At 68.0% G+C, this 26,649-nt stretch carries 26 protein-coding genes; 23 read left to right on the top strand and 3 right to left on the bottom strand.

All coding sequences use genetic code 11. From position 1 onward, the window contains the following. The first annotated feature begins 5 nt into the window (after nt 1–5). From nadD to rsfS, 3 genes are read left to right on the top strand one after another with little or no spacing between them, the layout of a single operon-like run. The gene (gene nadD / locus ACMPH2_RS03115) at nt 6–791 is read left to right on the top strand and encodes a nicotinate-nucleotide adenylyltransferase (protein WP_417118592.1); all 786 of its coding nucleotides are present in this window, start codon (nt 6–8) and stop codon (nt 789–791) included. Beyond that, entirely contained in the window at nt 781–1,428 is a 648-nt protein-coding gene (gene yqeK, locus ACMPH2_RS03110; RefSeq protein ID WP_072499566.1) for a bis(5'-nucleosyl)-tetraphosphatase (symmetrical) YqeK, read from the top strand. Before nadD ends, yqeK begins: the two co-directional genes overlap by 11 nt. Nucleotides 1,429–1,448: 20 nt before the next feature. After that, nucleotides 1,449–1,865 carry a ribosome silencing factor gene (gene rsfS / locus ACMPH2_RS03105; RefSeq protein WP_062531201.1) on the top strand — a complete coding sequence of 139 codons (417 nt, stop codon included), beginning with the start codon at nt 1,449–1,451 and terminating at the stop codon, nt 1,863–1,865. A 17-nt stretch (nt 1,866–1,882) separates the two neighbouring features. On the opposite strand, the gene dinB is transcribed toward rsfS, so the two are convergent. The 3 genes from dinB to ACMPH2_RS03090 are packed head-to-tail and all read right to left on the bottom strand — an operon-like array spanning nt 1,883 to nt 5,093. Beyond that, a complete protein-coding gene (dinB, locus tag ACMPH2_RS03100) occupies nt 1,883–3,154 on the bottom strand; it encodes a DNA polymerase IV (RefSeq protein ID WP_417118591.1) in 1,272 nt (423 codons plus the stop codon). 13 nt (nt 3,155–3,167) lie between these two features. Further along, the gene (locus ACMPH2_RS03095) at nt 3,168–4,397 is read right to left on the bottom strand and encodes a sensor histidine kinase (RefSeq protein ID WP_062531430.1); all 1,230 of its coding nucleotides are present in this window, start codon (nt 4,395–4,397) and stop codon (nt 3,168–3,170) included. A 9-nt stretch (nt 4,398–4,406) separates the two neighbouring features. Beyond that, entirely contained in the window at nt 4,407–5,093 is a 687-nt protein-coding gene (locus ACMPH2_RS03090; protein WP_062531197.1) for a response regulator transcription factor, read from the bottom strand. A gap of 257 nt (nt 5,094–5,350) precedes the next feature. Here ACMPH2_RS03090 and rpsP point away from each other — a divergent pair, with 257 nt between their 5' ends. The 20 genes from rpsP (at nt 5,351) to ACMPH2_RS02990 (ending at nt 26,621) form a co-directional block, all read left to right on the top strand. Beyond that, nucleotides 5,351–5,671, top strand: a complete 321-nt coding sequence (rpsP, locus tag ACMPH2_RS03085) for a 30S ribosomal protein S16 (RefSeq protein WP_417118590.1) — start codon at nt 5,351–5,353, stop codon at nt 5,669–5,671. 5 nt (nt 5,672–5,676) lie between these two features. Then, entirely contained in the window at nt 5,677–5,973 is a 297-nt protein-coding gene (locus ACMPH2_RS03080; RefSeq protein WP_009279175.1) for a KH domain-containing protein, read from the top strand. A 33-nt stretch (nt 5,974–6,006) separates the two neighbouring features. Then, nucleotides 6,007–6,501, top strand: coding sequence for a ribosome maturation factor RimM (locus ACMPH2_RS03075; RefSeq protein ID WP_255353947.1), 495 nt, complete (start codon nt 6,007–6,009; stop codon nt 6,499–6,501). Continuing rightward, nucleotides 6,498–7,247, top strand: coding sequence for a tRNA (guanosine(37)-N1)-methyltransferase TrmD (gene trmD, locus ACMPH2_RS03070; RefSeq protein ID WP_009279177.1), 750 nt, complete (start codon nt 6,498–6,500; stop codon nt 7,245–7,247). The genes ACMPH2_RS03075 and trmD overlap by 4 nt, the downstream gene beginning before the upstream one ends. After that, the gene (gene lepB, locus ACMPH2_RS03065; protein ID WP_062531194.1) at nt 7,244–7,804 is read left to right on the top strand and encodes a signal peptidase I; all 561 of its coding nucleotides are present in this window, start codon (nt 7,244–7,246) and stop codon (nt 7,802–7,804) included. The genes trmD and lepB overlap by 4 nt, the downstream gene beginning before the upstream one ends. Nucleotides 7,805–7,843: 39 nt before the next feature. Beyond that, on the top strand, nt 7,844–8,752 hold the full coding sequence (locus tag ACMPH2_RS03060) for a glycine--tRNA ligase subunit alpha (RefSeq protein ID WP_314638433.1): 909 nt from the start codon (nt 7,844–7,846) through the stop codon (nt 8,750–8,752). Next, nucleotides 8,753–10,849: a glycine--tRNA ligase subunit beta gene (gene glyS / locus ACMPH2_RS03055; RefSeq protein ID WP_072499570.1), complete on the top strand. Its 2,097-nt coding sequence runs from the start codon at nt 8,753–8,755 to the stop codon at nt 10,847–10,849. It abuts the gene before it with no gap. A gap of 68 nt (nt 10,850–10,917) precedes the next feature. Then, nucleotides 10,918–11,322 carry a kinase/pyrophosphorylase gene (locus ACMPH2_RS03050; RefSeq protein ID WP_009279181.1) on the top strand — a complete coding sequence of 135 codons (405 nt, stop codon included), beginning with the start codon at nt 10,918–10,920 and terminating at the stop codon, nt 11,320–11,322. Between the two features lie 217 nt (nt 11,323–11,539). Further along, nucleotides 11,540–14,302 (top strand): pyruvate, phosphate dikinase, encoded by a 2,763-nt coding sequence (gene ppdK / locus ACMPH2_RS03045; RefSeq protein ID WP_062531188.1) that lies wholly within the window; start codon nt 11,540–11,542, stop codon nt 14,300–14,302. A 95-nt stretch (nt 14,303–14,397) separates the two neighbouring features. Then, a complete protein-coding gene (locus ACMPH2_RS03040; protein WP_314638431.1) occupies nt 14,398–15,465 on the top strand; it encodes a deoxyguanosinetriphosphate triphosphohydrolase in 1,068 nt (355 codons plus the stop codon). Between the two features lie 54 nt (nt 15,466–15,519). Then, on the top strand, nt 15,520–16,155 hold the full coding sequence (locus ACMPH2_RS03035) for a TetR/AcrR family transcriptional regulator (RefSeq protein ID WP_417118589.1): 636 nt from the start codon (nt 15,520–15,522) through the stop codon (nt 16,153–16,155). A 107-nt stretch (nt 16,156–16,262) separates the two neighbouring features. Beyond that, complete coding sequence (locus ACMPH2_RS03030) at nt 16,263–18,074, top strand: ABC transporter ATP-binding protein (protein WP_072499573.1); 1,812 nt, start codon at nt 16,263–16,265, stop codon at nt 18,072–18,074. Between the two features lie 4 nt (nt 18,075–18,078). Next, entirely contained in the window at nt 18,079–19,818 is a 1,740-nt protein-coding gene (locus ACMPH2_RS03025; protein WP_417118588.1) for an ABC transporter ATP-binding protein, read from the top strand. A 152-nt stretch (nt 19,819–19,970) separates the two neighbouring features. After that, nucleotides 19,971–20,312, top strand: coding sequence for a 50S ribosomal protein L19 (gene rplS, locus ACMPH2_RS03020; protein ID WP_009279187.1), 342 nt, complete (start codon nt 19,971–19,973; stop codon nt 20,310–20,312). An 86-nt stretch (nt 20,313–20,398) separates the two neighbouring features. After that, nucleotides 20,399–21,187: a ribonuclease HII gene (locus ACMPH2_RS03015; RefSeq protein ID WP_072499575.1), complete on the top strand. Its 789-nt coding sequence runs from the start codon at nt 20,399–20,401 to the stop codon at nt 21,185–21,187. A gap of 181 nt (nt 21,188–21,368) precedes the next feature. After that, on the top strand, nt 21,369–21,860 hold the full coding sequence (locus tag ACMPH2_RS03010; protein ID WP_009279189.1) for a YraN family protein: 492 nt from the start codon (nt 21,369–21,371) through the stop codon (nt 21,858–21,860). Further along, on the top strand, nt 21,857–23,356 hold the full coding sequence (locus ACMPH2_RS03005; RefSeq protein ID WP_417118618.1) for a YifB family Mg chelatase-like AAA ATPase: 1,500 nt from the start codon (nt 21,857–21,859) through the stop codon (nt 23,354–23,356). Before ACMPH2_RS03010 ends, ACMPH2_RS03005 begins: the two co-directional genes overlap by 4 nt. Nucleotides 23,357–23,367: 11 nt before the next feature. Then, a complete protein-coding gene (gene dprA, locus ACMPH2_RS03000) occupies nt 23,368–24,261 on the top strand; it encodes a DNA-processing protein DprA (protein ID WP_417118587.1) in 894 nt (297 codons plus the stop codon). Nucleotides 24,262–24,300: 39 nt separating this feature from the next. Continuing rightward, the gene (gene trmFO, locus ACMPH2_RS02995) at nt 24,301–25,632 is read left to right on the top strand and encodes a methylenetetrahydrofolate--tRNA-(uracil(54)-C(5))-methyltransferase (FADH(2)-oxidizing) TrmFO (protein ID WP_009279192.1); all 1,332 of its coding nucleotides are present in this window, start codon (nt 24,301–24,303) and stop codon (nt 25,630–25,632) included. After that, nucleotides 25,632–26,621: a tyrosine recombinase XerC gene (locus ACMPH2_RS02990; protein ID WP_417118586.1), complete on the top strand. Its 990-nt coding sequence runs from the start codon at nt 25,632–25,634 to the stop codon at nt 26,619–26,621. The genes trmFO and ACMPH2_RS02990 overlap by 1 nt, the downstream gene beginning before the upstream one ends. The last annotated feature ends 28 nt before the right edge of the window (nt 26,622–26,649 follow it).

The raw sequence follows: 26,649 nt of genomic DNA, 5'->3' as shown, positions 1-26,649 counted from the left end.
GAAGCATGACGAAGCCACCCGTTCCCCGCAGCTCCGAGCCCCTCTCCTTCGACTACCTGCAGCCTGGGGAGGTGGAGCACATCGCCGAGGACGTCATCCGCAAGGGGGACCTGCCCATCCTGGGGCAGGACCCGGCGCGGACCTACCGCATCGGCATCATGGGAGGCACCTTCGACCCCATCCACAACGGCCACCTCGTGGCAGCCGAGCAGGCCTTCGACGACCTGGGTCTGGACGTGGTCGTCTTCATGCCCGCCGGTCGCCCCGCCTTCAAGCAGGACCGGTCGGTCACCTCGGGGGAGGACCGATACGCCATGACCCTGCTCGCCACCTCCGACAACCCCCACTTCGTGGCCAGCCGCTTCGAGGTCGACCGCGAAGGGATCACCTACACGGCAGACACCCTCGAGCGCATGCGCGCCATCTACCCGGACAACGTGGAGCTCCACTTCATCACCGGCGCCGACGCCATCGCAGAGATCGTCACCTGGCGTGACGCGGGGAGGATAGCCCACCTCGCCAAGCTCGTGGGCGCCACCCGTCCCGGCTACGACCTGAGCCGCGCCCAGAGCGCGATCGCCGAGTCGGGATTCGACTTCGACGTGACCTACCTCGAGGTCCCCGCGCTCGCCATATCGTCCAGCTACCTGCGCGAACGTGTGCGCGGCGGGCAGAGCCTGCGCTACCTCACCCCCGACCCCGTGACGGGTTACATCCACAAGCACAAGCTCTATGGGGTCAGGCCCACGCGCTACGGCTCCGTGGCGGGAGGCGACGACCTTGGGTACTGAGCCGCTCGGCACCTGCGCGGACTACGACGAGGGACAGGCGTCCTGCCTCGAGCGCCTCGAGGGCGACCTCCGCGCCCGCATGGCCGTGGCAAGGCCCCGCCGCCTGGAGCACTCGCTCTCGGTGGCTCGCTGCGCCGAGTCGCTGGCGCTCTCCTACGGGGTGGACCCCTTCCTGGCGCGCGCCGCGGGGACCCTGCACGACTGGGACAAGGTCCTCACCGACGAGGAGCTCCTCTCCGCGGCGAGGGACCTGGGCATCGACCTTGGGGTCGACCTGCACCTCGTCCTCCCGCTCCTGCACGGGCTCACGGCGGCCCGCGAGCTGCCCGGGCTCTATCCCGAGCTCCCCCCGGAGGTGTTCCGTGCCATAGGGCTCCACACCCTGGGCTCCGCGGAGATGAGCCCGCTCGACATGGTCATCTTCGTCGCGGACGGCATCGAGCCGCTCCGTCCCGCAAGTCCCGGCATACAGGCCACGCGAGACCTGGTCTCGTCTCGCGCCCCGCTTGGGGAGGTCTACTGGAGCGCGTTCGCCGGCGGGGTGGAATACGTCATCAAGACGCGCAGGTACCTGTATCCGGGTACCATCGAGGTATACAACGCACTGGCACTGGCGCACGAGCGCCGGGGCCGATGACCCAGAAGGGAAGGCAACGAATGCCCGCAACCCCGCTCGAGCTCGCCCGCATCGCCGCCACCGCCGCAGACGAGAGGAAGGCCAGCGACATCGTCCTCCTGGACCTCTCGTCCGTGTCCGACGTCTGCGACTACTTCCTCGTGTGCAGCGCGTCAAGCAAGCCCCAGGTCGACGCCGTGGTCGACCACATCGAGGAAAAGCTCCAGGTGAACTGTCACGCCAAGCCCCTCTCGGTCGAGGGAAAGGCCTCCGGCAGCTGGGTGCTCCTCGACTTCGGCTCCCTCGTGGTCCACGTGTTCAGGCCCGAGACCCGCGACTTCTATCGCCTCGAGCGCCTGTGGGGTGACGCGCCCCGCGTCACGCTGGGCCTCGAGGGCGAGGCCGCGACGGAGGGGACGTCCGAGGCGGCCGACGCGGTCGCGCCGTCGGGCGAGTAGGGGAGGGGTCGGCCCCGCTACGCCCCTCCGCCGTTCATAGGCAGCGTGTCCGAATCCCTGCCCTCGAGCCTGAGATCCCTGCCATAGGCGATGGCTGACTTGCCGAAGCGCCTCCTGACCTCGTCCGTGGCAAGCGAAAGGGCCCTCAGGTCGCGCTCGTCGCCCTTCTCGTCCGTGAAGAGCGAGAGCTGCTCCGCGGCCCCCTCGCCGAAGTCGCTCGCGCCGACGCCGACGAGCCTTATCCCGAGTCCCGGGGACCAGAGCCCGGAGAGGAGCCCGCGCGCGCAGGCGGCAAGCCTCCTCTCGTCGTCCGTGGGCCTTGGCAGCGCCCTCTGCGCCGTTCGTGCGTGGAGGTAGTCGAACTTCAGCTTGAGGGTGACCGTCGAGGCGCGGAGCCCCCGCTTGCGCAGCCGCTCTCCCACGAGGGCAGAGACCTGGCCTATGGCGGCATCCACCTCCTCCCTCGTGAGAAGGTCGTGCGAGAAGGTCCGCTCGTTCGAGACGGACTTGGCCTCCTCGGGCCGCGCCGTCTCTCTGACGGGGCTTCCCTCCATCCCCCTCGCCCTTCTCACGAGCTGGGGGCCCACGCTTCCCAGGGCGCGCCGCATCTCTGCCTCGTCGCGCAGGGCGAGGTCGCCGAGCGTCCTCACGTCGAGCTCCTGGAGCCTGCGCTCGGTCGCGGGGCCTATCCCGCTCATGGCCCTCACGGGAAGCGGTGCGAGGAAGGCGGCCTCCGCGCCGGGCGGCACGACGGTGAGCCCGCGCGGCTTCTGGCGCTCGGAGGCGATCTTCGCCACGGTCTTGCTCGTTCCCAGGCCGATCGAACAGGTGATGCCCAGCTTTCGCACGCGCAGCTGGATGCGGCGGCAGATGTCGAGGGGGCTCTCGCGCGACCATCGCCCTGGGGTCACGTCGAAGAACGCCTCGTCGATCGACACCTGCTCCACGAGGGGGGTCTCGTCCTGGACGATTCCCATGACCGCCCGCGAGAGCTCGCGATAGCGGTCGAAGCGGCCCGGGGTCCAGATCGCGCCGGGGCAGAGCCGGCGCGCCTGCCAGGACGGCATGGCCGAGTGGACGCCGAAGCGACGGGCCTCGTAGGATGCCGTCGAGACGACGCCCCTGCGCTCGGGGGAGCCCCCGACGATGACGGGGAGCCCCCTCCAGTCGGGATGGTCGAGCTGCTCCACGGAGGCGAAGAACGCGTCGAGGTCCAGCAGCCCCACGGCAGGCCCCTGCCAGGGGAGGCCCAAGGATCGGTCCTGCTCCCTCCCGCTTCCCTCCGCCATGCGCCGGCCTCCCCTAGAAGGTGACCGTGAAGGTGGTTCCGGACGCCTCGTCGCTCTCGGCGGCTATGCCGCCGCCGCATGCCTCGGCGACCCCCTTCGCGATGGCGAGGCCCAGCCCGAAGCCGCCCTCGTCCCCGTTGGTCCTGCTCCGCGCCCGCTCGCTGCGGTAGAAGCGGTCGAAGATGTGGGGGAGGTCCTCCCTGGCTATGGGGGCTCCCTGGTTGTTCACGCTGAGCTGCACATGCCTTGAGCTGCGTCGCAGTCGCACGCGCACGACGCTCTGGGTACGGGCGTACTTGCAGGCGTTGTCTATCAGGATCTTGGCCAGGCGCTCGAGCCACTCGGGGTCGCCCTTGACCTTGAGGCCCGGCTCTATCGAGGTCTCGATGGAGCAGCCGCGCTCGAAGGCGACGGGGTCGAACTCGAGCGCCGCGGACTCCACGAGGTTCGAGAAGTCCACCTCCTCCGAGGAGAGCGCCGAGCCCAGCCCGTCCGTGCCCTCCTCCGCCTTGGCGAGCTCGAGCAGGTCGTTCACGAGGTTCTTCATGTGCTGCGCCTCGTCGACGGTGCTCTCGACCCACCGCGCGTCGTCCTCGGGGATGCGGTCGTCCCGGGCAAGGATCTGCGAGTTGGCCAGAATGACGGAGAGCGGCGTCTTGAGCTCGTGCGACGCGTCGGCCACGAAGCGCCTCTGTTGCTCCCATGCCCTCGCTATGGGCGAAATGGCCCAGTTCGAGAGGAAGGACGCCACGGCGAAGAGGATAGAGAGGCTTGCCGCCATGACCACGATGGCGTTGAGCAGGAGGCTCGTGAGGGCGCGGTCGGCGATGGTGGTGTCCACGATGGCGATGCGGATGTTCCCCTGGTCGGTGACGGCGCTCTTCCACACGACGTGGAGGTCCCCGATGCGCTCGCTCGTCACACCCTGGGTCAGGGCGTCGTCGATGACGCGGGCGAGGACGGGGCCGCTGATGTATGCCGGCGACTCGCTCGTCTGGAGGATGACGCCCTTCTCGGACACCTCGACCACGACCGTGAGCATGCCGCCCACGCGCGCACCCTCCGAGCCTATGACGGGCAGGGGGCTGAGGCTCCCCTCGAGCCCACGGTTGAGGGACTCCTTCACGAGGTTGGCCTGGGTCGTGAAGGAGGAGTAGTACATGAGACCAAGGACGCTCGCGAGGACGGTCCCCACGAGCGTCATCACGATCACCATGAACTTGCGCTTGAGCCTCTCGAGCACGGCTCCCACCTACTCCCTGGGCAGGTCAAACTCCTCGAGTCGATATCCCAGCATGCGCAGGGTGGTGATTTGGACCTTCGAGTGGATGTGGCCCAGCTTCTTGCGCAGGAACGAGATGTAGGCCTCGACGGAGTTCTCCGACGCCTCGCCGTCGGTGCCCCAGACGCGCACCAGCAGGTCCTGCTTCGAGACGACGCGGGCGGTGGAGCCCATCAGCATCTTCAGGACCTCGAACTCCTTGCCCGAGAGGTGGACGGAGTTGTCGTTACAGCTGAGGTCATGGGTCGCGAGGTCCAGCGTGAGGTCCGCGAAGCTGACCTCGTCGATTACGACGTCGCCCTGGCGACGGGTGAGCGCGCGCAGGCGGGCGAGGAGCTCGGCGTCCTCGAAGGGCTTGGTCATGTAGTCGTCCGCGCCGGCGTCCAGGGCCTCGACCTTGTCGGAGGTCGAGGTGCGGGCGGTGAGCATGAGGACGGGCACGGAGTTCCCCTCGTGGCGCAGCTCGTGGACGATCTGGACCCCGTCCTTGCCAGGGAGCATGACGTCCATGACGACCGCGTCGTACATGCCGCTGAGCGCGGACGAGAGGCCGGCGTTCCCGTCGTACGCGGCCTCGGCGTTGAAGCCGCCGCCCTTCAGGATCTGGACGATGGCGTCGGCTAGGTTGCGCTCGTCTTCCACAACCAGAATGTTCATGGGATTCTCCATCTTTCGGGCACAGAGGCTATTGTTCGTTTTGGGGGACAAATACCATCCGATGGTACGTTAAGGACCTTAAGGGCCACTTAACGCAGGCCCAGAACGAAACACAATCGCCTGGGAGCGGGGTGCAGTTCACAAAAACTGCACCTTGCGCCCCTTGGGCGCTGTCGTATCATATTGCCTGCTTTTGTGTGGCTATGCGGTGCATTCATTCAACTACCACGGCGCCGCTCGTCTGAAGGAGTTCTACTTTGGCAGTCAAGATTCGTCTCACTCGTCACGGTGCCAAGAAGCACCCGTTCTATCGCGTCGTCGTCGCCGACGGCCGCATGCCCCGCGACGGCCGTTACATCGAGCTCGTTGGTCGCTACAACCCTCTGACCTCCCCCAAGACCATCGACCTCGACCTCGAGAAGATCGACGAGTGGGTTGCCAAGGGTGCCCAGCCCACCAACGCCGTCTCCCACCTCATCGACGTCGCCCGCTCCGGCGAGCCTGCGCCCGAGAAGAAGCAGAAGCTCTCCAAGAAGGCCGCCGCCAAGGCTGCCGCCGCAGCCACCGAGGCCGAGTAGGCATCGTGTCCGAGGAAGTCAGCGAAGTCGTCGAGTCCGAGGACGTCCCGGGGCAGGTCGCTTCCGACAGGGTCGCCGACCTCGTCGAGTACATCGTCTGCGGGCTCGTGACCAACGAGGACGCGGTGTCCCTCGACGTGACCGACAGCGAGGGCTCGGCCCTCATCGAGGTCAGCTGCGCCGAGGAGGACGCAGGCCGCATCATCGGCAGGAGGGGACGCACCATCAAGGCCATCCGCACGCTCGCCCGCGCGCTCGGCTCCAGGGTGGGCACCTCCGTCGAGGTCGAGGTTCTGGGATAGGCCTTGCACCCGCGCTACAGGGCCATAGCCCGTGTGGAGAAGACGCACGGCAAGAGGGGGGAGGTCGTGACGGTTTCCGTTCACGGCCTTCCTCCTCTGCTGCGCGAGGGGCTCGAGACCTTCGTCGTGCCTCCGGCGCTCAAGGGCCCGCGCGAGGTCCGCGTGCTCTCCGCCGACGAGGGTCGCCGCGGCCAGCTCGTCTCCCTCGAGGGGGTGGGCGACATCGACTCCGCCTCCAGGCTCGTGGGCAAGCTCCTCCTCGCCCGTGTGGGGGACCTCCCCGAGGGCTATGCCCTCCACGACGCGGACGCGCTCGTCGGGCGGCCCGTCCGCGACGTCAGATGGGGTCGCCTGGGCTCCGTCGTCGAGCTCATGAGGGGGCCGGCCAACGACGTGTGGGTCATCGACGGCGGGCCGCATGGGGAGGTCCTGCTCCCGGTGGTGGATTCCGTCGTCAGCGAGCTCCCGCCCGAGGGGGAGATATTGGTCGACGCGCCCGAAGGCCTGCTGGGGGAGGTGGGGAATTGAGGTTCGAGACGCTCTCGGTCTTCCCGGACCTGTTCGCCCCCTACCTCGAGACCTCCATCATGGGGCGCGCCCAGGCGAGGGGCATCTTCGAGTTCGAGTCGTATGACCTGCGCGATTGGACGCACGACCGCCATCGCACGGTAGACGACGCGCCGTTCGGTGGCGGCCAGGGCATGCTCATGAAGCCTGCCCCGATCTTCGAGGCGGTCCGCGACATCAGCAAGAGGCACCCGGCCCGCCCTCACGTGGTCTTCTTCACCCCCTGCGGCAGGCGCTACGACGAGTCGGTCGCCGAGCGCCTCTCGCACGAGGAGAGGGTGCTTCTGGTCTGCGGGCGCTACGAGGGGATGGACGAGCGGGCCTACGAGCTCGCGGACGAGCGCATCTCTCTGGGCGACTACGTCCTCACCGGCGGCGAGCTCGCGGCGCTCGTCGTGATCGACTCGGTCGTGAGGCTCCTTCCCGGTGCGCTGGGCGACGAGATGAGCGCCCGGGACGAGTCCTTCTCTGACGGACTGCTCGAGTACGCCCAGTACACCCGCCCGTCGGAGTATGAGGGCAGGGGGGTGCCCGAGGTCCTCCTCTCGGGAGACCACGCTGCCGTCGCCGCCTGGAGGCGCAGGAACGCGGTCGAGCGCACGGCCCTCTGGAGGCCCGACCTGCTTGACGGGGCCGAGCTCACCGAAGAGGAGCGCGCCCTCGCCCGCGCCGTCATCGAGTCCTCTGGGGAAGGAGGAGCCAAATGAGCGACGACACGCCGCATCGCATGCCCTTCGCCCTCGAGCTAGTGCTCTGCGTCGTCGTGGGCCTGGGCATCGCGTTCCTCGTCCGCAGCTACGTGGCGGAGTACTACCTGGTGCCCTCGGGCTCCATGCTCGAGACCATCCACGAGGGGGACTGCCTCCTGGGAGAGAAGCTGAGCCTGCGCGCGAGCGCGCCCAAGGCGGGCGACGTCGTCACCTTCGACGACCCCGACGATGCGGGCACGACCCTCATCAAGCGCGTGGTTGCCGTGGGAGGGCAGACGGTCGAGCTTCGCGACGGGGTCGTCTACGTGGACGGCCGCGCCCTCGACGAACCCTACGTGATGGGCAAGCCGAGCTACCCCCTCCAGCAGCACTCGCGGCTGCTGGACGCGGACATCAGCTACCCCTACGTCGTCCCCGAGGGCAGCATATGGGTCATGGGGGACAACCGCACCAATTCGCTCGACTCGCGCTACTTCGGCGCGGTGAGCGTGGAAAGCGTCACCTCGAGGGGCCTCTTCATCTACTGGCCCCTCACGGACGCGCGCTGGCTCTAGGGTCGGCAGCGCACGACATCGATGGGAGAGGCAAAAGGCATGAGCGAGAAGGCGTTGACCTTCCAGGACATGATCCTGGCTCTTGAGCACTACTGGGCGGAGAAGGGCTGCACGGTCATGCAGCCGTACGACAGCGAGGTTGGCGCGGGCACCTTCCACACCGCGACCGCGCTGCGCTCGCTGGGCCCCGGCTCCTGGAGGACCTGCTATCCCCAGCCCTGCCGCCGTCCCGCCGACGGGCGCTACGGCGAGAACCCCAACCGCATGCAGCACTACTACCAGTTCCAGGTGCTCATGAAGCCCTCTCCCGCAGATTCCCAGGAGCTCTACCTGGGGTCGCTGAGCGCGATCGGCCTCGACCCCAGCAGGCATGACGTCCGCTTCGTCGAGGACGACTGGGAGAGCCCGACCCTGGGTGCCTGGGGCCTGGGATGGGAGGTCTGGCTCAATGGCATGGAGGTGACCCAGTTCACCTACTTCCAGCAGGTTGGAGGCATCGAGGTTGATCCCGTCCCGGTCGAGATAACCTATGGCCTCGAGCGCATCGCCATGTACGCCCAGGGCGTCAACTCGGTGTACGACCTGGTGTGGAGCTACCTCCCCGACGGCACCCCCATGACCTACGGCGACGTCTTCCTCGAGAATGAGCGCGAGTTCAGCGCGTACAACTTCGAGGTCGCCAACGTCGAGATGATGCGCCAGAAGTTCGATGACTACGAGGCCGAGTGCCACTCCTGCCTCGAGGCGAGGCTCCCGCTTCCCGCATACGACTGCGTGATGAAGTGCAGCCATGCCTTCAACCTCCTCGACAGCCGTGGCGCGCTCTCGGCCGTCGAGCGCGCAAACTACATCCTGCGCGTCCGCACCGTCGCCAAGGCCTGCTGCGAGGCCTACCTCGAAGAGGTCGCCGGAAAGGACGCAAATGCACAGAAGGGGGAGGTGGCCTAGATGGCACAGACGCGTGACTTCCTGCTCGAGATCGGCTGCGAGGAGATGCCCTCCGCGCCCCTCATCAACGCGACCCGCCAGCTCGGGGTGCTCGTGAGCAAGGGGCTCGACGAGGCGGGGCTCGCCCATGGCGAGGTCCGTCCCTGCTCCACCCCGCGCAGGCTCAGCGTGATCGTCCGCGACGTCGCCGCCCAGACCGAGGAGGTCCACGAGGTCAAGCGCGGTCCGGCGGCCAACATCGCCTTCGACTCCGACGGCGCTCCCACGAAGGCGGCGCAGGGCTTCGCGCGCAAGCTGGGGCTTGCCGCCGAGCAGCTCGCGCGGCGCGTGGACGCGGACGGCCGCGAGTACGTCTTTGCCGAGAAGAGCATCCCCTCCCGCCCCGCGTCGCCCATCCTCTCGGAGCTCTCCGAGCGCGTCATCGGCTCCCTCGAGTGGCCCAACTACCGTAGCCAGCGCTGGGGCAGCGAGCACGCGAGCTTCGTGAGGCCCATCCGTTGGATCTGCTGCCTCTTTGGAGAGGACGTCGTCCCCGTGAGCTACGCCGACGTGACGAGCTCGAACACCACGCGCGGGCACAGGGTCCTGGGTCCCGGCGAGCACGTCGTGCCAAACCCCGCCCAGTACGAGTCCGTCCTCGAGTCTGCCGGCGTCCTCCTCGAGGAGCGCAGGCGCGCGGTCATCATGGAGGGCGTGCGCCGGGTCGAGGAGGAGCGCGGCGGGGCCCACGTCGACACGCCCAGGAAGGTCCTCGACGAGGTCGTCAACCTCTGCGAGTGGCCCACCGTGCTCGTGGGCACCTTCGACGAGGAGTTCCTCCGCGTCCCCCACGAGATCATCTGCGAGTCCATGCTCACGAACCAGCGCTACTTCCCGATCTACGACGTCGCGGGCGAGCTCACCCGCGAGTTCGTCGTCGTCTCCAACACGGCGCCCGAGAACTCCGGGCGCGTCGTGGACGGCAACGAGCGCGTGGTCCGCGCCAGGCTGGACGACGCGAAGTTCTTCTACGAGGAGGACCTGAAGCGCCCGCTCGAGGACTACGTGGAGCGACTCTCCAGCGTCGTCTTCCAGGAGAGGCTGGGAACCGTGCTCCAGAAGGTCGGCCGCATGGAGGCGCTGGCCCCCGAGGTCGCCCGCGAGGCCGGTCTGGACGACAGGCGCGCCGCGCTCGCCGGGCGCGCCGCGCGCCTGGCCAAAGCCGACCTCGTCACGCAGGCCGTGGTCGAGTTCACGAGCCAGCAGGGTGTCATGGGCGGCTACTACGCCCAGGCGGCGGGGGAGGACGCTGAGGTGGCGGACGCCGTCCGCGAGCACTACCGTCCACGCTTCGCCGGGGACGAGCTCCCCTCGGGCGAGGTCGGCAAGGCCGTCGCCGTGGCGGACAAGCTCGACACCATCTGTGGCATCTTCGCCATAGACGAGCCACCCACCGGCTCCTCCGACCCCTTCGCGGTGCGGCGCGCCGCCATCGGCGTCATCGCGCTCCTCCGCACGCTCCCCGAGGTGTCGCTGCGCCGCCTCATCGGTCTCTCCCTTGACGCATACCTGGCGCAGGGGCTCGACTTCGACGCCTCGTCGGTCGCCGGCAAGGTGGCGGACTTCTTCGCAGGTCGCCTTGCCACCATCGCCCGCGACGACGGCGTCTCGGTCGACGTCATCGAGGCCATCTCGTCCGTGGGCGTCATCGACCCCGCCGAGTTCCTCGCCCGTGCGCATGCCCTCGAGGACGCCCGCGCCAAGCAGCCCGAGCTCTTCGACGACCTCGCCACCGCCTACGCCCGCGCCGCCCACCTCGGCGACGCCAGCCTCGGGAGCGAGGTGGACCGCTCCCTCCTCGGGGAGGCGGAGCTGCGCCTCCTCTCTGCCTGCGAGGATGGTGGGCGAAATGTGGAGGAGTGCCTCTCGCGGAAGGACTTCGAGGGCGCCTGCAAGGCTCTCGCCGAGCTAAGGGAGCCAATCGACCGATTCTTTGATGACGTCCTCGTCATGGACGAGGACACTCTGGTAAGAGAGAATAGGCTGCGCCTTCTCAACCGCTTCGCCGGCGTCTTCTCCGACGTGGCCAACGTCGGCGCACTCTCTCGCAGGAAGTAGGCAAGGCCCCGCCCCGGCGGAGGTCGAGGCGGGGTGCTAGAGGGCCCCATAGACAGGGAGGCAGGCCCATGGCCGAAGACAGATTCGACGACCCGCTGGTGTTCGAGGACGTCACGCCCATCGTGTTCGTCATATCGGACGCGCGTGGCAAGACCGCCGCGGGCGTGGTCGAGGCGGCGGCAGACCAGTTTGGTGACGACGCCGTCATCATCAAGACGCTCGGCAACGTGAACTCCGCAGAGATGGTGAGCGACTACCTCAACAGGAACCTCGACGAGGACGTGCCCATCGCGGTGTTCCACACGATCGTGGACCGCAACCTCCGCCGCGACATCCGTCGCGAGCTCGACAAGAGGGGTATCCCCTCCATCGACCTCCTGGGTCCCGCGATCACCGTCATCTCCACCCTGACGGGGGAGGAGCCGCACTATCAGGCGGGCCGTCGTTCCAGGACCGAGGTTCACGAGGCGTAGCAAAAACTGGTCCCTAGTATAGGGCAAAGCATGCTCGTCTAATTGTCCAATCTACGGAAGGCTGATTTGCCCCGATGATTGGACGAGGTGTACCTTGCATGTTTTGGTCGATAAAATAAGTCAGAGTTAGTGAGGGCACCTGCCGTTTGCACGCGCAGGTGTTCTTTTGGAAGGGGCCGGGACCTCTCGCGCCCAAGGAAGACCTTGAAGGAGTGCTATGGCTGAGAAGCATGTGTATCGCTTCGGCACGGACGAGAACGGCAACAACGTCACCGAAGTCGCCGGCAACACCGTCGAAGAGGCGAAGTGGATCACGGGCGGCAAGGGCGCCAACCTCGCCGAGATGGCCAACATCGGCCTGCCCGTCCCTCCGGGATTCTCGATCACCTGCCAGACCTGCGTCGCCTACTCTGAGAACAACGTCTGGCCCGAGGGCGTCCTGGACGAGATTGACGAGTATCGTCGCGACCTCGAGAAGCGCATGGGCAAGAAGCTGGGCGACAAGGAGGACCCGCTGCTGGTCTCCGTCCGCTCCGGCGCGCCCTTCTCCATGCCCGGCATGATGGACACCGTCCTGAACCTGGGCCTCAACGACGACTCCGTCGAGGGCCTCATCAAGCAGACCCAGAACGAGCGCTTCGCGTGGGATTCCTACCGCCGCTTCGTGCAGATGTTCTCCAACGTCGTCATGGGCGTCGACGGCCAGCTCTTCGAGGACGCCATCAGCGCCAAGAAGGCCGAGAAGGGCGTCAAGCTCGACACCGACCTCGACGCGGCCGACCTCAAGGACCTCACCGAGACCTTCAAGGCGATCTTCGCCAAGAACGTAGACTCGCAGGCCCACCCCGAGGTCGCCCCTGACGGCGTCGCCTCCTTCCCCCAGGACCCCTATCTGCAGCTGCGCCTTGCGGAACAGGCCGTCTTCGGCTCCTGGAACACCGAGCGCGCCATCCTCTACCGCAAGCAGAACAAGATCGACGACAGCCTGGGCACCGCGGTCAACGTCCAGGTCATGGTCTTCGGCAACAAGGGCGAGACCTCTGCCACCGGCGTGGCCTTCACCCGCAACCCCGCCGACGGCACCAACGAGCGCTACGGCGACTTCCTGGTCAACGCCCAGGGCGAGGACGTCGTGGCGGGCATCCGCAACACCGAGCCCATCGCCGACCTGGTCAAGATTCCCGCGCTCAAGGAGGCCGGCGAGCAGCTCTTCCACGTGTTCGAGATCCTCGAGGACCACTACGCGGACATGATGGACATCGAGTTCACCATCGAGCAGGGCAAGCTCTGGATGCTCCAGACCCGCGTCGGCAAGCGCACCGCGCTCTCTGCCCTCAAGGTCGCCATGCAGATGGTCGACGAGGGCCGCATCACCAAGGAGCAGGCGCTCCTGCGCGTCGCGCCCGACCAGCTCGACCAGCTCCTGCACCCCCAGTTCGACCCCAAGGCGAAGGTCGACGTCGTCGCCAAGGGCATGAACGCCAGCCCCGGTGCTGCCGTGGGTGCAGTCGTCTTCTCCTCTGACGCCGCCGTCCACTATGCCAACATTGAGAAGCCCTGCATCCTGGTGCGCTGGGAGACCACTCCCGACGACCTCAAGGGCATGGTCGCCGCCGAGGGCATCCTCACCTCGCATGGCGGAAAGACCTCCCACGCGGCCGTCATCGCCCGTGGCATGGGCGCTCCCTGCGTCTGCGGCGCTGAGGCGCTGAAGATCGACGCCAAGGCCAAGGAGGTCGCGATCTCCGGCACCGACATCGTGCTGCACGAGGGCGACATCATCTCCATCAACGGCACCACGGGCGACATCATCGTCGGCGCCGTGCCCCTGACCCGTCCCGAGCTCACTGGCGACCTCGAGACCATCCTCGAGTGGGCCGACGAGGTCCGTCGCGACGCGTCTCGCGGCCGCATCTTCGGCGTGCGCACCAACGCCGACAACCCCGAGGACGCCCAGCTCTCCGTCGACTTCGGCGCCGAGGGCATCGGCCTCGACCGCACCGAGCACATGTTCCTGGGCGATCGCAAGCAGATCATCCAGTCCTTCATCCTCGCTGACACGGACGGCCAGAAGCAGCAGGCCCTCGGCCAGCTCCTCAAGGTCCAGACCGGCGACTTCGAGGGCATGTTCAAGGCCATGGACGGCAAGGCCGTCATCGTCCGTCTGCTCGACCCGCCCCTGCACGAGTTCCTCGACGACCCCCGCGAGCTCGCCGTCGAGATTGCGCACGCCGAGGGCCGCGGCGAGAACGAGGTCCAGCTCAAGGCCATGCGCGCCCGCCTCTCCCGCCTGGACTCCTTCCAGGAGGCCAACCCCATGCTCGGCCTGCGCGGCTGCCGCCTCGGCATCGTGTACCCCGAGCTCAACGACATGCAGGTCCGTGCCATCGCCGGCGCCGCCGCCAAGCTCAAGAAGCAGGGCCTGAACCCCAAGCCCGAGATCATGGTTCCCCTGATCTCCAGCGTCGAGGAGCTCAAGCTCGTCCGCGGCCAGATCGAGTCCGTTGTCAAGGCGGTCTCCGAGGCCGAGGGCGTCGAGCTCAGCATCCCCATCGGCTGCATGATCGAGCTCCCGCGTGCCGCCGTCACCGCCGACGAGATCGGCCAGTACGCCGACTTCTTCAGCTTCGGCACCAACGACCTCACGCAGACCACCTTCGGCTTCTCGCGCGACGACGTCGAGAGCGCCTTCATCCCCCAGTACCTCAACAAGAAGATCCTGCGCTCCAACCCCTTCGAGACCCTCGATACGGGCGTCGCGAAGCTGGTCGAGATGGGCGTCAAGGGTGGCCACAAGGCCAACGAGACCATCATCTGCGGCGTCTGCGGCGAGACCGGCGGCGATCCCGAGTCCATCCAGATGTACTACGACCTCGGCCTCGACTACGTGTCCTGCTCGCCCTACCGCGTGCCCATCGCACGCCTTGCCGGCGCCCAGGCCAAGATCAAGTCGAATGGCGGTCCCGCCAAGCTCGCCTAGGAGCAAGCGTGGCGTCACAGTCCTGACGTGAGGGAGGGGGCCGACGTGCCCCCTCCCTCGTCGTTTGCGGGCGGGCAGAGCAAGGAGGCTTTCCCATGGGAGCTGTCATACGTCGCAGGGACCTGGAGGCTCGCGAGCACGAGTTGCTGAGTCCCCATGCGAGCTTCAGCGACGAGAGCCTCGGCAGGGCACGTCCCGAAGAGGCGGACCCCCTCAGGACCTGCTACCAATGCGACCGCGACAGGGTCCTGCACAGCAAGAGCTTCAGGCGCCTGGCCAACAAGACGCAGGCGTTCCTGGCGCCCGAGGGCGACCACTACCGCACGCGCCTCACGCACACTCTCGAGGTCGCCCAGATAGCGCGCGACATAGCCCGGCCACTCGGATTGAACGAGGACCTCACCGAGGCCATCGCCCTGGGACACGACCTCGGCCACACCCCCTTCGGACACACGGGCGAACGCGCCCTCTCTCGTGCCATGGCACTCCATCGCGGCATCGATCCCGAGAGCGCGGAGGGAAGGGCGCTCTTCGAGCACAACGTGCAGAGCGTTCGAATATTGGAGAGGCTCGAGAAGGGCGGCAGGGGACTCAACCTCTCGAGGGAGGTCCTTGACGGCATCCGCTGCCACAAGGGCGGCCTTCGCGCCGCGACGCTCGAAGGGCGGGTGGTCGCCCGTGCAGACCGCATTGCCTACGTGTGCCATGACATAGACGACGCCGAGCGCGCGGGACTGCTCTCGGAGGACATGCTCCCCGTGCGGTACCGCGACTGCCTGGGACACTGCTCCTCCGAGAGGATCGAGACCATGGTGCGCGACGTCGTGACGACCAGTGCCGGTGCAGACGACATACTCATGTCCGAGCCCGTGTGGCAGGCCATGATGGGCCTTCGCGAGTACCTCTTTGAGAACCTCTACACGCGCGGCGACGCTAAGTACGAGGAACCCAAGGCGAACCGCATGATCGGAGAGCTGTTCGACTACTTCATCGCTCACCTGGACGAGGTGCCCGCCGAGTACAGGGGGCTCGAGCCCGACCGACCGGACGTCGAGGTCGCCGACTTCGTGGCAGGCATGACCGACCGCTATGCCGTCCGCATATACGAGGAGCTCAAGGTTCCTCATGCCTGGAGGGCGCCTGAGCTCCATAGGGACCTGTAAACGGTGGGCGCATGGTACGATGCCCTGGACGCGGAATCTGCGGGGGAGGCGGGCATGGTCCAGGCGAGCGTGGATACATTCGAGACCACCCGTGCGAGGCTCCTTTCGGTCGCGCGGGACGCCTTCCTGCGCAATGGATTCCTGGGCGTCTCCCTGCGTTCCATCGCGGCGCTGGCACAGGTCACGACCGGTGCGATCTATGGCCACTTCTCCAGCAAGGAAGACCTCTTCGACCGCGTGGTGGCACCATCCGGCGACGGCCTCTTCTCCCTCTACCAGGCTCTCATCGACGAGTTTCTCGCGTTTCCTCCCGAGATGCGCTCCTTCGACGCCATGCTCGACTTTGAGCTCGAGGCGCGTACCCGCATCGTCGACTTCATCTACGACTATCCCGAGGACTTCCTCATCATCGCCAGGGGGTCCGCGGGCACGCGCTGGGAGGGCTACCTCGATCGCTTCGTAGAGGCGGAGAAGTCCAGCACCGTGAAGTACGAGGCGGCAGCGGGCGGCCAGCTGGAGGGGATTGACGGGATGCTGCTCGAGGTGCTTGCGCGCTACCTCGTCCAAGGCCTCTTCGAGCCCCTCCTGCGTGGGCTCTGCCGCGAGGACGCACAGGCCTTCGCAAGGAGGTTCGGACTCTTCTTCCATCACGGCTTCCAGGCTCTCATGGAACCTGGCCAGACGGCCTGACCTAGTCCCAATCGGACTTTTTTCGCCTGCTTCCCCCCTTGTCTCCCAATGAAATAACGTTGTTATAACCTAGAGATAGTCTTGGTTAACTTAAGTTGGGAGGAAGCATGGAAGAAAGGGATGCTCGGGACACCGACACCGCCACGGCGATCGCGTCGGCGAACCCCCTGGCTCGTCTCCTCGATTGGGCGGGTCCCGGCGGCAGGGCGCTCTACGCGCTCTCCGTCGTGCTCGCCGTCGTGGGGGTGGCGGGCAGCGTGCTGCCGTACTTCGCGGCAGGCCAGATGGTCGTGGGCGTTCTGGAGGGGGAGCGCGACCTGTCCTTCTACCTGGGCTGGTGCTCTCTCGCCGCGGCAAGCTACGCGGCGTACGTGGTCTTTCACTACGCCTCCACCTCCATATCCCACGTGGCGACCTTCAAGACCATCTCGTCCATCCGCAGGCGCCTCGCGTCGAAGCTCGCGCACGTCCCCATGGGCTACGTCCTGGACACCCCCTCTGGGAAGCTCAAGAACGTCATGGTCGAGAAGGCCGATGGAATAGAGACCACCCTTGCCCATGTCGTGCCCGAGATGACGAGCGACCTGCTCGTCCCAGTGGTGGTAGTGGTCTACCTCTTCACGCTCGACTGGCGTCTCGCCCTCGTCTCCCTCGCGACCATCCCCGTGGGTGCTTTCGTGTACGGCCAGATGATGAGGGACTACGAGCAGTGGTACGGCAACACGGTGGCCACGGGTAACGAGATGTCGTCCGCCGCGGTGGAGTACGTCAACGGCATCGAGGTCATCAAGGCCTTCGGGCGTTCCGCCAGTTCCTACGAGAAGTTCTCGAAGGCCGTGTGGGCCTATGCCCACTCCTTCATAGACTGGATGGCGCACTGCCAGATCTGGTCGGACATGGGTCTGGCCATCATGCCCGCGACCCTCGTCGGCGTGCTGCCCGCAGGCTGCCTCCTCGTTTCGTCGGGACAGGTCAGCACCTCCACGTTCGTGCTGTCCGCCGTCCTCTCCGTGGGCATCTTCCCCCCGCTCTATGCTGCCATGAGCTTCATGGACGCGCTGGCGCAGGTGGGTACCACGGTCTCGCAGATAGCCGAGGTCCTCGACCAGCGCGACCAGCAGAGGGCCACGGCCCCCTGCGCACGGCTCGACGCGAGGGGGGCCGTCGGAATCGAGCTGAGGGGCGTGCGCTTCTCGTACGGCCGCAGCGAGGTGCTCCACGGCGTCGACCTCACGGTCCCTGCGGGCCAGGTCTGCGCGCTCGTGGGACCCAGCGGCTCGGGCAAGTCTACCATCGCCCGCCTCATGGCAGGCTTCTGGGATGCCGACGAGGGACAGGTCAGCCTCGGGGGCGTGCCGCTCGCCGAGCTCTCCGCAGACCAGCTCGCCCATGAGGTCGCCTACGTGTCCCAGGACAACTACCTCTTCGACGCAAGCGTCATGGACAACATCCGCATGGGACGGCCTGACGCCACTGACGACGAGGTCGTCGAGGCCGCGCGCAGCTGCGGCTGCCACGACTTCATCATGGGTCTCGACCAGGGCTACCAGACCATGGTGGGCGGCGGGGGAGGCCACCTGTCGGGTGGCGAGCGCCAGCGCATCTCTATCGCGCGCGCCATGCTGCACGACAGCCCGGTGGTCATCCTGGACGAGGCCACTGCCTACACCGATCCCGAGAGCGAGGCCCAGGTCGAGGAGGCTGTCTCCAGGCTCGTCGCGGGGCGCACGCTCGTCGTCGTCGCGCATCGCCTGTCCACCATCACCGACGCTGACCAGATCGTGGTCGTGAGCGATGGGCGCATCGAGGCGACGGGCACCCACCAGGGGCTCATGGGGTCCTGCGGGCTCTACCGCTCAATGTATCAGGCCCACATCGGAGCCCGTGACATCGCCGTCACCAGCTCGAGGGGGGAGTAGTCCCATGATCTCGACCATTCTCAAGTACTTTCGCTTCGGGGGAAGCCATGCCGGGCGCCTGCGGCGGGGCATGGCGTGGTCTCTCGCCAACTCCGTCTTCGAATCTCTGCAGATATTGGCCCTCGCCCTGGTGCTGTCGGCTGCGGCGACGCAGTCCCTCGGACCGTCTGTCGCCGTCTCGTCCTTCGTCGTCATGCTCGTCTCCATCGCGGGCAGCGCCGTCTGTGCCCATTTCAAGAGCGAGAACTTCTGCGACGGCAACTTCTCGATGTGTGCCGAGAAGCGCGCGGAGATAGGCGACCACATGCGCTACCTGCCCATGGGCTACTTCAACGCCAACAGCCTGGGCGAGATTGCCAGCACGATGACGAACACCCTCGACGACGTGCAGAACGTGGGCGGCCTCGTCTATACCAACGTCATCGCCGGCGTGACCCTCTCCGTCGTCATGGCCCTCATGCTCGCGGTCATGGACCCCCTCTGCGGGCTGGTCGCCATCGCTACCATCCTCGTGGTCCTGGCCGTCAACGCCATCATGCAGCGCGCGTCGCGAGCTGTGTCTGACAGGCGCGTGAGGAGCCAGCGCGCCATCGTGGGCGCGGTCCTCGAGTACGTCCAGGGCATCTCGGTCGTGCGCGCCTTCTCGCTCCTGGACGGGGCCGAGAGCAGGATCGACGGCGCGATAGCCGACTGCGAGCGCGCGAACCTCGCTCTGGAGCTGAGCTTCATCGTCTTCATGGTGCTCGAGACCGTGGCGTGCAAGGCGGCGAGCATCCTTCTGTGTCTCCTCTCCGTGGGCCTCTGGATCTCTGGCGCCATGGAGACGGGGACCTGCCTCACCATGATCGTCGCGTCGTTCATCGTCTTCGCCAAGCTCGAGCTGGCGGGCTCCTATGCCAGCCTCCTGCGCCAGATCGACGTGAGCATGGACAAGGTCACGGGCCTGCTCGCCACTCCGCCGATGGACGAGGGGGCGGGTCTGAGCTCGGGCGACGGCGTTGGCATCGAGCTCGACGACGTATCGTTCTCGTACGGGGAGCGTACCGTCGTCGACCACGTGTCCCTCTCCATACCCGAGGGGACGTCCTGTGCCATCGTGGGCCCAAGCGGCAGCGGCAAGACGACCCTCTCGCAGCTCATGGCCCGCTTCTGGGACGTCGGGTCGGGCAGGGTCCTCGTGGGTGGGCGCGACGTGCGCGACTGGGAGGTCGACGCGCTGCTCTCCAACTTCTCCATGGTCTTCCAGGGCGTCTACCTCTTCGACGACACCATCGAGAACAACATCAAGTTCGGTCGTCCCGAGGCCACGCACGAGGAGGTCGTGGAGGCCGCGCGGCGCGCCTGTTGCGACGACTTCGTCGAGAGGCTCGCGGAGGGCTACGGGACCCGCATAGGGGAGGGCGGCGCGACCCTGTCGGGCGGCGAGCGCCAGCGCCTGTCCATCGCCCGGGCCATCCTGAAGGACGCCCCCATCGTGGTCCTGGACGAGGCCACGGCAAACGTCGATCCCGAGAACGAGCTCGAGCTCCAGCGCGCCATTGCCGAGCTGAAGAGGGGGAAGACCGTCATCATGATCGCGCACCGGCTCAAGACCGTGCGCGACGCCGACCAGATCGTGGTCCTGGATGCCGGACGCGTGGTGCAGCGGGGCACGCACGAGAGCCTCATGCGGGAGGAGGGCATATACCGCGACTTCGTCGGCATGCGCGAGCGTGCCATCGGATGGAAGATAGCACGGGGCTAGACATGCCGGGCGTTGTGGTGAGTTTATGCCCCGGGGGGCGAGGGCCCCGAGACGTCCTTGCCCCCCTGCGAGGCATGGCATATAATCGCACACCGTGTGTAAAGCTATGTGCCGCTGCTAAGGCCACGGCACCTCTAGAGACGAGGAAGAACATGGACTACATCCGCGCAATCGAGCGCCAGCAGATCCGCGAGGACATCCCTCAGGTGCTGGTCGGCGACAACGTCAAGGTGCACTACCGCATCAAGGAGGGCGACCGCGAGCGCGAGCAGGTCTTCCAGGGTGACGTCATCCGCCTGAGCGGCTCTGGCGCACGCGAGACCTTCACCGTTCGCAAGATCAGCTTCGGCATCGGCGTCGAGCGCACCTTCCCCCTCCACAGCCCCAAGATCGCCAAGCTCGAGGTCGTCCGTCACGGCGACGTCCACCGCGCGAAGCTCTACTACCTCCGCGACCGCGTGGGCAAGGCCGCGCGCATCCGCGAGAAGCGCTAGTCCGTCTGGATTTGCCTCTTCGGGCCGTTCCGTTTCCTCGGGGCGGCCCTTTTTCTTAGACCAGGCCTCGACCAGGGGAGACGACCATGCCAGCCTCAAGCCATGCAGCCAGCGCCCGGGAGGTGACGGCGCTCCTGAACGATGCCGACGCCTCGGAGCTCGAGGCCCTTGTCGCGCGCTATGGCGAGGACCCGCGCAAGCAGGTGCGGCACGCGGTCGCCTCGGCCCTCAGGCGCAGGGACGCGGCCCTCAGGGAGCGCGAGCGCGTGGAGGAGATGTACCGCCTCCAGCGCGAGCTGGGGGGCGACGGCATGGTCCTGGGCGTGGACGAGGTGGGCAGGGGCTCCATCGCCGGCCCCCTCACCGTCGCCGCGGTGGCGCTTCCCGCGTCCCCCATGGTCTGGGGCATCAACGACTCGAAGCAGCTCTCTCCCGCGCGCCGGGAGGCGCTTGCCGCGCGCATCGCGGAGGTCGCCCTGGCCATCGGGATCGCCCACGTGGAGCCTGCGTCGATCGACGCCGTAGGGATGTCCGCCGCGCTGCGCATGGCCATGGCGCAGGCCATAGGGGATGCCGGGGTCGGGCCCGACTGCGTGCTCATAGACGGCAACCCGGTCCACGTGCATCCCCGCGAGAAGACCCTCGTCAAGGGGGACGCGCGCGTCGCCTGCATCGCCGCGGCGTCCATCGTCGCCAAGGTCACGCGTGACGGCCTCATGGTCGCCTACGACCGCGTGTATCCCGGATACCACCTTGCCCGGTGCAAGGGCTACGGCTCTGCGGAGCACATCGCGGCCATAAGGGAGAAGGGCCTCTCTCCCATACACCGCGTCTCGTTCTGTGGAAACTTCCTGGAGACGCCCCCTCTCTTCTGACACCGCCTGTCGTTCTGGCGCCCACCTGCCATGCAGGCCTTCCTGCCGCCATCAGCGCACCCAGCCCGCGCTCGTTGACTTTCCTATCTGTCACGCAGCTGCCCGCAAGCTGCCGACGAGCTTCCCGCGAGCCTCCTCGGGGATGCTTGCCCTCCCATTGGACGAGCGGAGGGAGACGCACATGGACGACCAGAGGGGCTTCAGGCAGGTCTTCGGGGCGGGGGTGCCGGACGGCGAGTTCCCCCTGGACGACGAGCTGTGCCCGGGCCTTTCGGATTCCGACGGCTGCCTGGACGAGGCAATCGACCCGCATGACCTGGGAGTGCTGGGCGAGCGCCTGGCGGCGGCCTACCTGCAGAGGCGGGGCTTCGAGCTCCTCGAGGCGAACTACCGCTGCCGCTTCGGCGAGGCGGACCTCATCGCCCAGATCGACGACGAGACCGTGCTCGTCGAGGTCAAGACGAGGCAGGTCCCCGCCGGCATGGAGGAGGGCATTCCCGAGCTCGCGGTGGACTTCCAGAAGCGCCAGCGCTACCGCAACATCGCGCTGAGCTACATGCTCCAGAATGGCGACGTTCGCTACATCCGCTTCGACGTGATCGCCATAAACGTGACGGGCACGCGCTGCGCCCACCTGCGACACCTCGTGGCCGCGTACGCATGGGACGAATGATGGCCGGGGACTCGCTCAAGGTGAGGAGCGCCTGCATCCGCGGCATCGAGGCGCAGCCCGTCACGGTGGAGGTGTCGCTCTCGGGTGGCATCCCGGGCTTCACGATGGTCGGCATGCCCGACTCGGCGGTGCTCGACTCGCGCTCGAGGGTGCGCTGTGCGCTCAGGGCCTGCGACTACAGCATGCCCCGGCTCCACATCACCGTGAACCTCGCCCCGGGGGAGATGAGGAAGACGGGCACGGGCCTCGACCTGCCCATAGCGGTGGCGATCCTCGCGGCTACCCGCCAGATACCCAGTACCGGGCTCGAGGGCTGCCTCTTCGTGGGAGAGCTCGGCCTGGACGGCTGCGTCCGCCCGGTGAGGGGGCTCGCGGCCTACCAGGGGCTCGCCCAGGGGCTCGGGCTGGAGCTCGTCTTCTCCTCCTTGGGGCCCGAGCCCGCCGACCTCAGGGCGGGGATGAGGGGAATTAGGACCCTGGGCGAGTTGAGGTCGGGCGTGGCGCGGCTCTCGCCCGCGCCGACACCGCCTCCCGTGGTGGCGCCCGAGGCGCCGGGCGCGCCCGGGCCGGACTTCGCGGACGTGTACGACCAGGAGGAGGCCAAGCGTGCGATCGTCGTCTCTGCCGCAGGCGGCCACGGCATGCTCATGGTGGGCCCTCCCGGCGCGGGAAAGTCCATGCTCGCCCGTCGCGTCCCGGGGATACTTCCCCGGCTCACGCCCCAGGAGCGCAAGGAGGCGCTCCTCCTCACCTCGGTGGCCGGCCAGGACGTGGAGGGCATCTGCAGGGGAGAGAGGCCCTTCCGCGCACCGCACCACTCCATCTCGCTCGCGGGGCTCGTGGGAGGCGGGAGGCCCGTCATCCCCGGGGAGATCTCGCTCGCCCATCACGGGGTCCTCTTCCTGGACGAGCTCCCCGAGTTCGCCTCCAACGTGCTGCAGTCGCTCCGCCAGCCCATGGAGGAGGGGGTCGTCCGGCTCGTGCGGGTGGACGGCGTCTACAGCTTCCCCTGCGACTTCCTGCTCATGGCGGCGGCGAACCCCTGTCCCTGCGGCCATCTGGGAGACCCCGGCCATGTCTGCAGCTGCCCGCCCGGAAGGGTGGAGCGCTACCAGTCGAAGATAGGTGGCCCCCTCATGGACAGGATCGACCTCCACGTGGACGTGAGGCGCCCGGAGTCACGGAAGCTGATTCGCTGCGCCGAGGGGCTGAGCAGCGAGAGCATGAGGGAGCAGGTCCTGCGCGCCCGCGCCTTCAGGAGGGACCGCGAGGCGAGGATGCCGTCCGGGCCCGGCCAGACGCTCGTGGGCGCGCTCTCGTTCGAGCCGCGCGCCCAGGCCGCCCTCGAGGGCATGGCCTCCAGGCTCAACCTGGGAGGTCGTTCGATTGTCAAGCTGGCTCGGGTCGCGAGGACCATGGCGGACCTGGCCGAGCGCGCCTCCGTCTCGCGCGAGGACGTGCTCGAGGCGAGTGCCTACCGCTGTCACCTTGGATGATGGGAGGACGCATGGAAGAACGCTGGGAGATTGCACGGGACGACGAGGGGTACCCTCCCGCCTTGCTTGACCTGCCAGACCCGCCCCAGAGGCTCTACGGGCTGGGGGACGCCGCCGCGCTGTCCAGGCCGTGCCTGTCGGTGATCGGGGCCAGGCGGGCCACGCCCTACGGCCTCGCCGCCGCTCGCCTGGCCGGCCGCGTCGCGGCGCAGAGCGACGTCGTGGTGGTGTCCGGCGGCGCCATGGGCTGCGACGCCGCGGCGGCGCGCGCCGCCCTCGACGCGGGAGGCCCCACGGTGGTGGTCTCGGGCTGCGGGGCGGACCTCGTCTATCCCAGCAGCTCGTCGGACGTGTTCGCGCGCGCCCCCAGGGAGGGTGGGGCCGTGGTCTCGCTCGAGCCCTGGGGCTCTCCGCCGCGGCGCTACGCCTTCCCCAAGAGGAACCGCGTCATCGCGGGGCTGTCTCGCTGCGTCTTCATCGCGGAGGCGGGGGAGAGGTCGGGGACGCTGGGCACCGCACTCGTGGCCGACCAGATAGGCAGGGACCTCTATGCCGTGCCGGGCAGCATCTTCTCCCCCGAGTCCGCCGGGGCCAACCAGCTCATCTCGGAGGGGGCGGGCATCATATGCTCCGAGCGGGACCTCGAGCTGCGCATATCCATGGACTACGGCGCGCTCAGGCTCGTGGGCGAGGAGCCGTCCCGCATCGAGGGCAGGCTCCTGTCCGCCCTGGTGGGGGAGCCCCTGCGTGCCGACGACCTCGCGCGCCATCTCGGGGAGCCGGTGACGGGCGTGCTCTGTGCCCTGGCGGAATACGAGTCGCGCGGCGTCGTGGAGCGCCTGAGGGACGGACGCTACAGCCTCTCGTCCGAGGCCTACCTCACGCAGGCTAGAATGGACGGATGATCGGGCTGCCGGCGGGTGCCGGCGAGGGGGGGTCGTGCGGTGGCAGACAGGGTCACGGTGGTCGGAGGGGGCCTGGCGGGAAGCGAGTGCGCGCTGCAGCTCGCACGGAGGGGGGTCGAGGTGACCCTCTGCGAGCAGCGTCCGCTCGCGAGCTCGCCGGCGCACCATGGCGACGGCTTCGCCGAGCTCGTCTGCTCCAACTCCCTCAAGTCCCTGCGCCACGACAGCGCCGCGGGCCTCCTCAAGGAGGAGCTCGACTCCATGGGCTCCGTCCTCCTGGGGCTCGCGCGCAGGGCGCAGGTCCCCGCCGGCGGCGCCCTCGCCGTGGACCGAGAGCGCTTCTCCGCCCTCGTGACGGAGGCGATCGAGTCCTCCCCCCTCATCACGGTGAGCAGGGGAGAGGTGCGCGACATCCCCGATGGGCCCTCCGTCATCGCCGCAGGCCCCCTCTGCTCCGACGCGCTCTTCCAGAGGCTCTGCGACGTGTTGGGCGGCGAGCACCTCTCGTTCTACGACGCGGCGGCACCCGTGGTGGACGCCGAGTCGCTCGACCGGGACAAGGTCTTCTCGCAGTCCCGCTACGAGGAGGAGGGGAGGGGCGACTACCTCAACTGCCCCATGGGCCGCGAGGAGTACGAGGCCTTCTGGGAGGAGCTCGTCGCGGCGCGGCGCGTGCTCTCGCACGACTTCGAGCAGAGCGACCTCTTCAACGCCTGCCAGCCGGTCGAGGAGGTGGCGAGGACGGGCAGGGACTCGCTGCGCTTCGGGGCGCTCAAGCCGGTGGGACTCACGGACCCCTCGACGGGCAGGAGGCCCTGGGCCGCGGTGCAGCTCAGGGCGGAGAACGCCGAGGGGACCGCCTACAACCTCGTCGGCTTCCAGACCAACTTGACCTGGGGCGAGCAGAAGAGGGTCTTCCGCATGATCCCCGGGCTCGAGGGGGCGGAGTTCTTCCGCTATGGCGTGATGCACCGCAACTCCTTCGTCGACAGCCCGCGCGTGCTGGACGGCAGCTTTGCCATCCCGGGGACCAGCTGCAGGCTCGCGGGACAGATCACGGGTACCGAGGGCTACACGGAGGCGATCGCCTCGGGGCTCCTCGCCGCGCTCAACAGCTTCGCCGACCTCAGGGGCTACGAACGCGTGGGCCTTCCGCGCACGGGTGCCCTGGGCTCGCTCGTGAGCTACGCCACCGACCCCAAGACGGAGCCCTACCAGCCCATGCACGTCAACTTCGGCCTGGTTCCTCCCCTTGGGGGCGGCCGCATGAAGAAGAGGGAGCGCTACCAGGCATATGCGGACCGCGCCCGGCGCGACCTCGACGCCTACCTCGCGACGAGGCCCGAGCTCTTCGCGGGGGCGCTCTCGTAGTGGGCGGCCCCGTCCCAGCCCGACAGACGGGAGGCGCCCCGCCGCCGCGGGCGGCCGAGGATCCGGCGGCGTCGCGCGACGCCGCCCAGGACCGCTTCGAACGGCTCGTGGGCGACTTCGTGTCGCAGCTGCGAGAGCTTAGGAACCTCTCGCCCCAGACCGCGCGGGGCTACGCGAGCGACCTCGGCTCCTTCGCCTCGTGGTGCCGCAGGGAGGGGGTCGACCCCCTCCGCGTGACCCATCGCGAGCTCCGCTCCTACATGGCCGAGCTCGCCCAGGCGCGCTATGCGGGCAGGACCGTCGCCCGCAGGCTCTCGGCCATCCGCGGCCTCTACCGCTGGCTCCTCAGGGAGGGCGAGGTGGAGCAGGACGTGGCCGCCGCCCTCGCGAGCCCAAGGCTCGCGCGCACGTTGCCCAAGACCATGTCCGACGAGGAGGTCTCACGCCTGCTCGACGTCTGCGAGGACGACGAGCTGGGCATGAGGGACCGTGCGTTCCTCGAGCTCCTCTATGCCACCGGCGCCCGCATATCCGAGGTGTCGGCGCTCGACCTGGGGGACGTGGACCTCGGGCAGGGACAGGCCAGGCTCTTCGGCAAGGGCTCGAAGGAGCGCATCGTCCCCGTCCACCGGCTCGCCGTGTCGCGGCTCGAGGAGTATCTCGAACGCTCCCGTCCGCTGCTTGCGGCAAGGGGGCGGGGGGCGGCGGGAAAGGCGCTCTTCCTCTCGACCCGGGGCAGGCGCATGAGCGCCGACGCCCTGCGCACGACCTTTGAGCGCAGGGTCGCGCAGGCGGGGCTCGACGCCGGCCTCACCCCGCACGCGATGCGCCACAGCTTCGCGACCGAGCTCCTCAACGGCGGCGCGGACCTGAGGAGCGTGCAGGAGCTCCTGGGGCACAGCAGCCTCTCCACGACCCAGATCTACACGCACCTCTCGGCCCAGAGGCTCAAGGATGCCGCGAGGCAGGCCCATCCCAGGGGGGAGTAGCCTCGTCCGGTCCCGCGGGACCCCGGTG

The organism is Olsenella phocaeensis (assembly GCF_048189965.1).
GTDB lineage: Bacteria > Actinomycetota > Coriobacteriia > Coriobacteriales > Atopobiaceae > Olsenella_I > Olsenella_I phocaeensis.
Note: the sequence above shows the minus strand (reverse complement) of the source record. Positions and strands in the feature narration are given on the sequence as shown.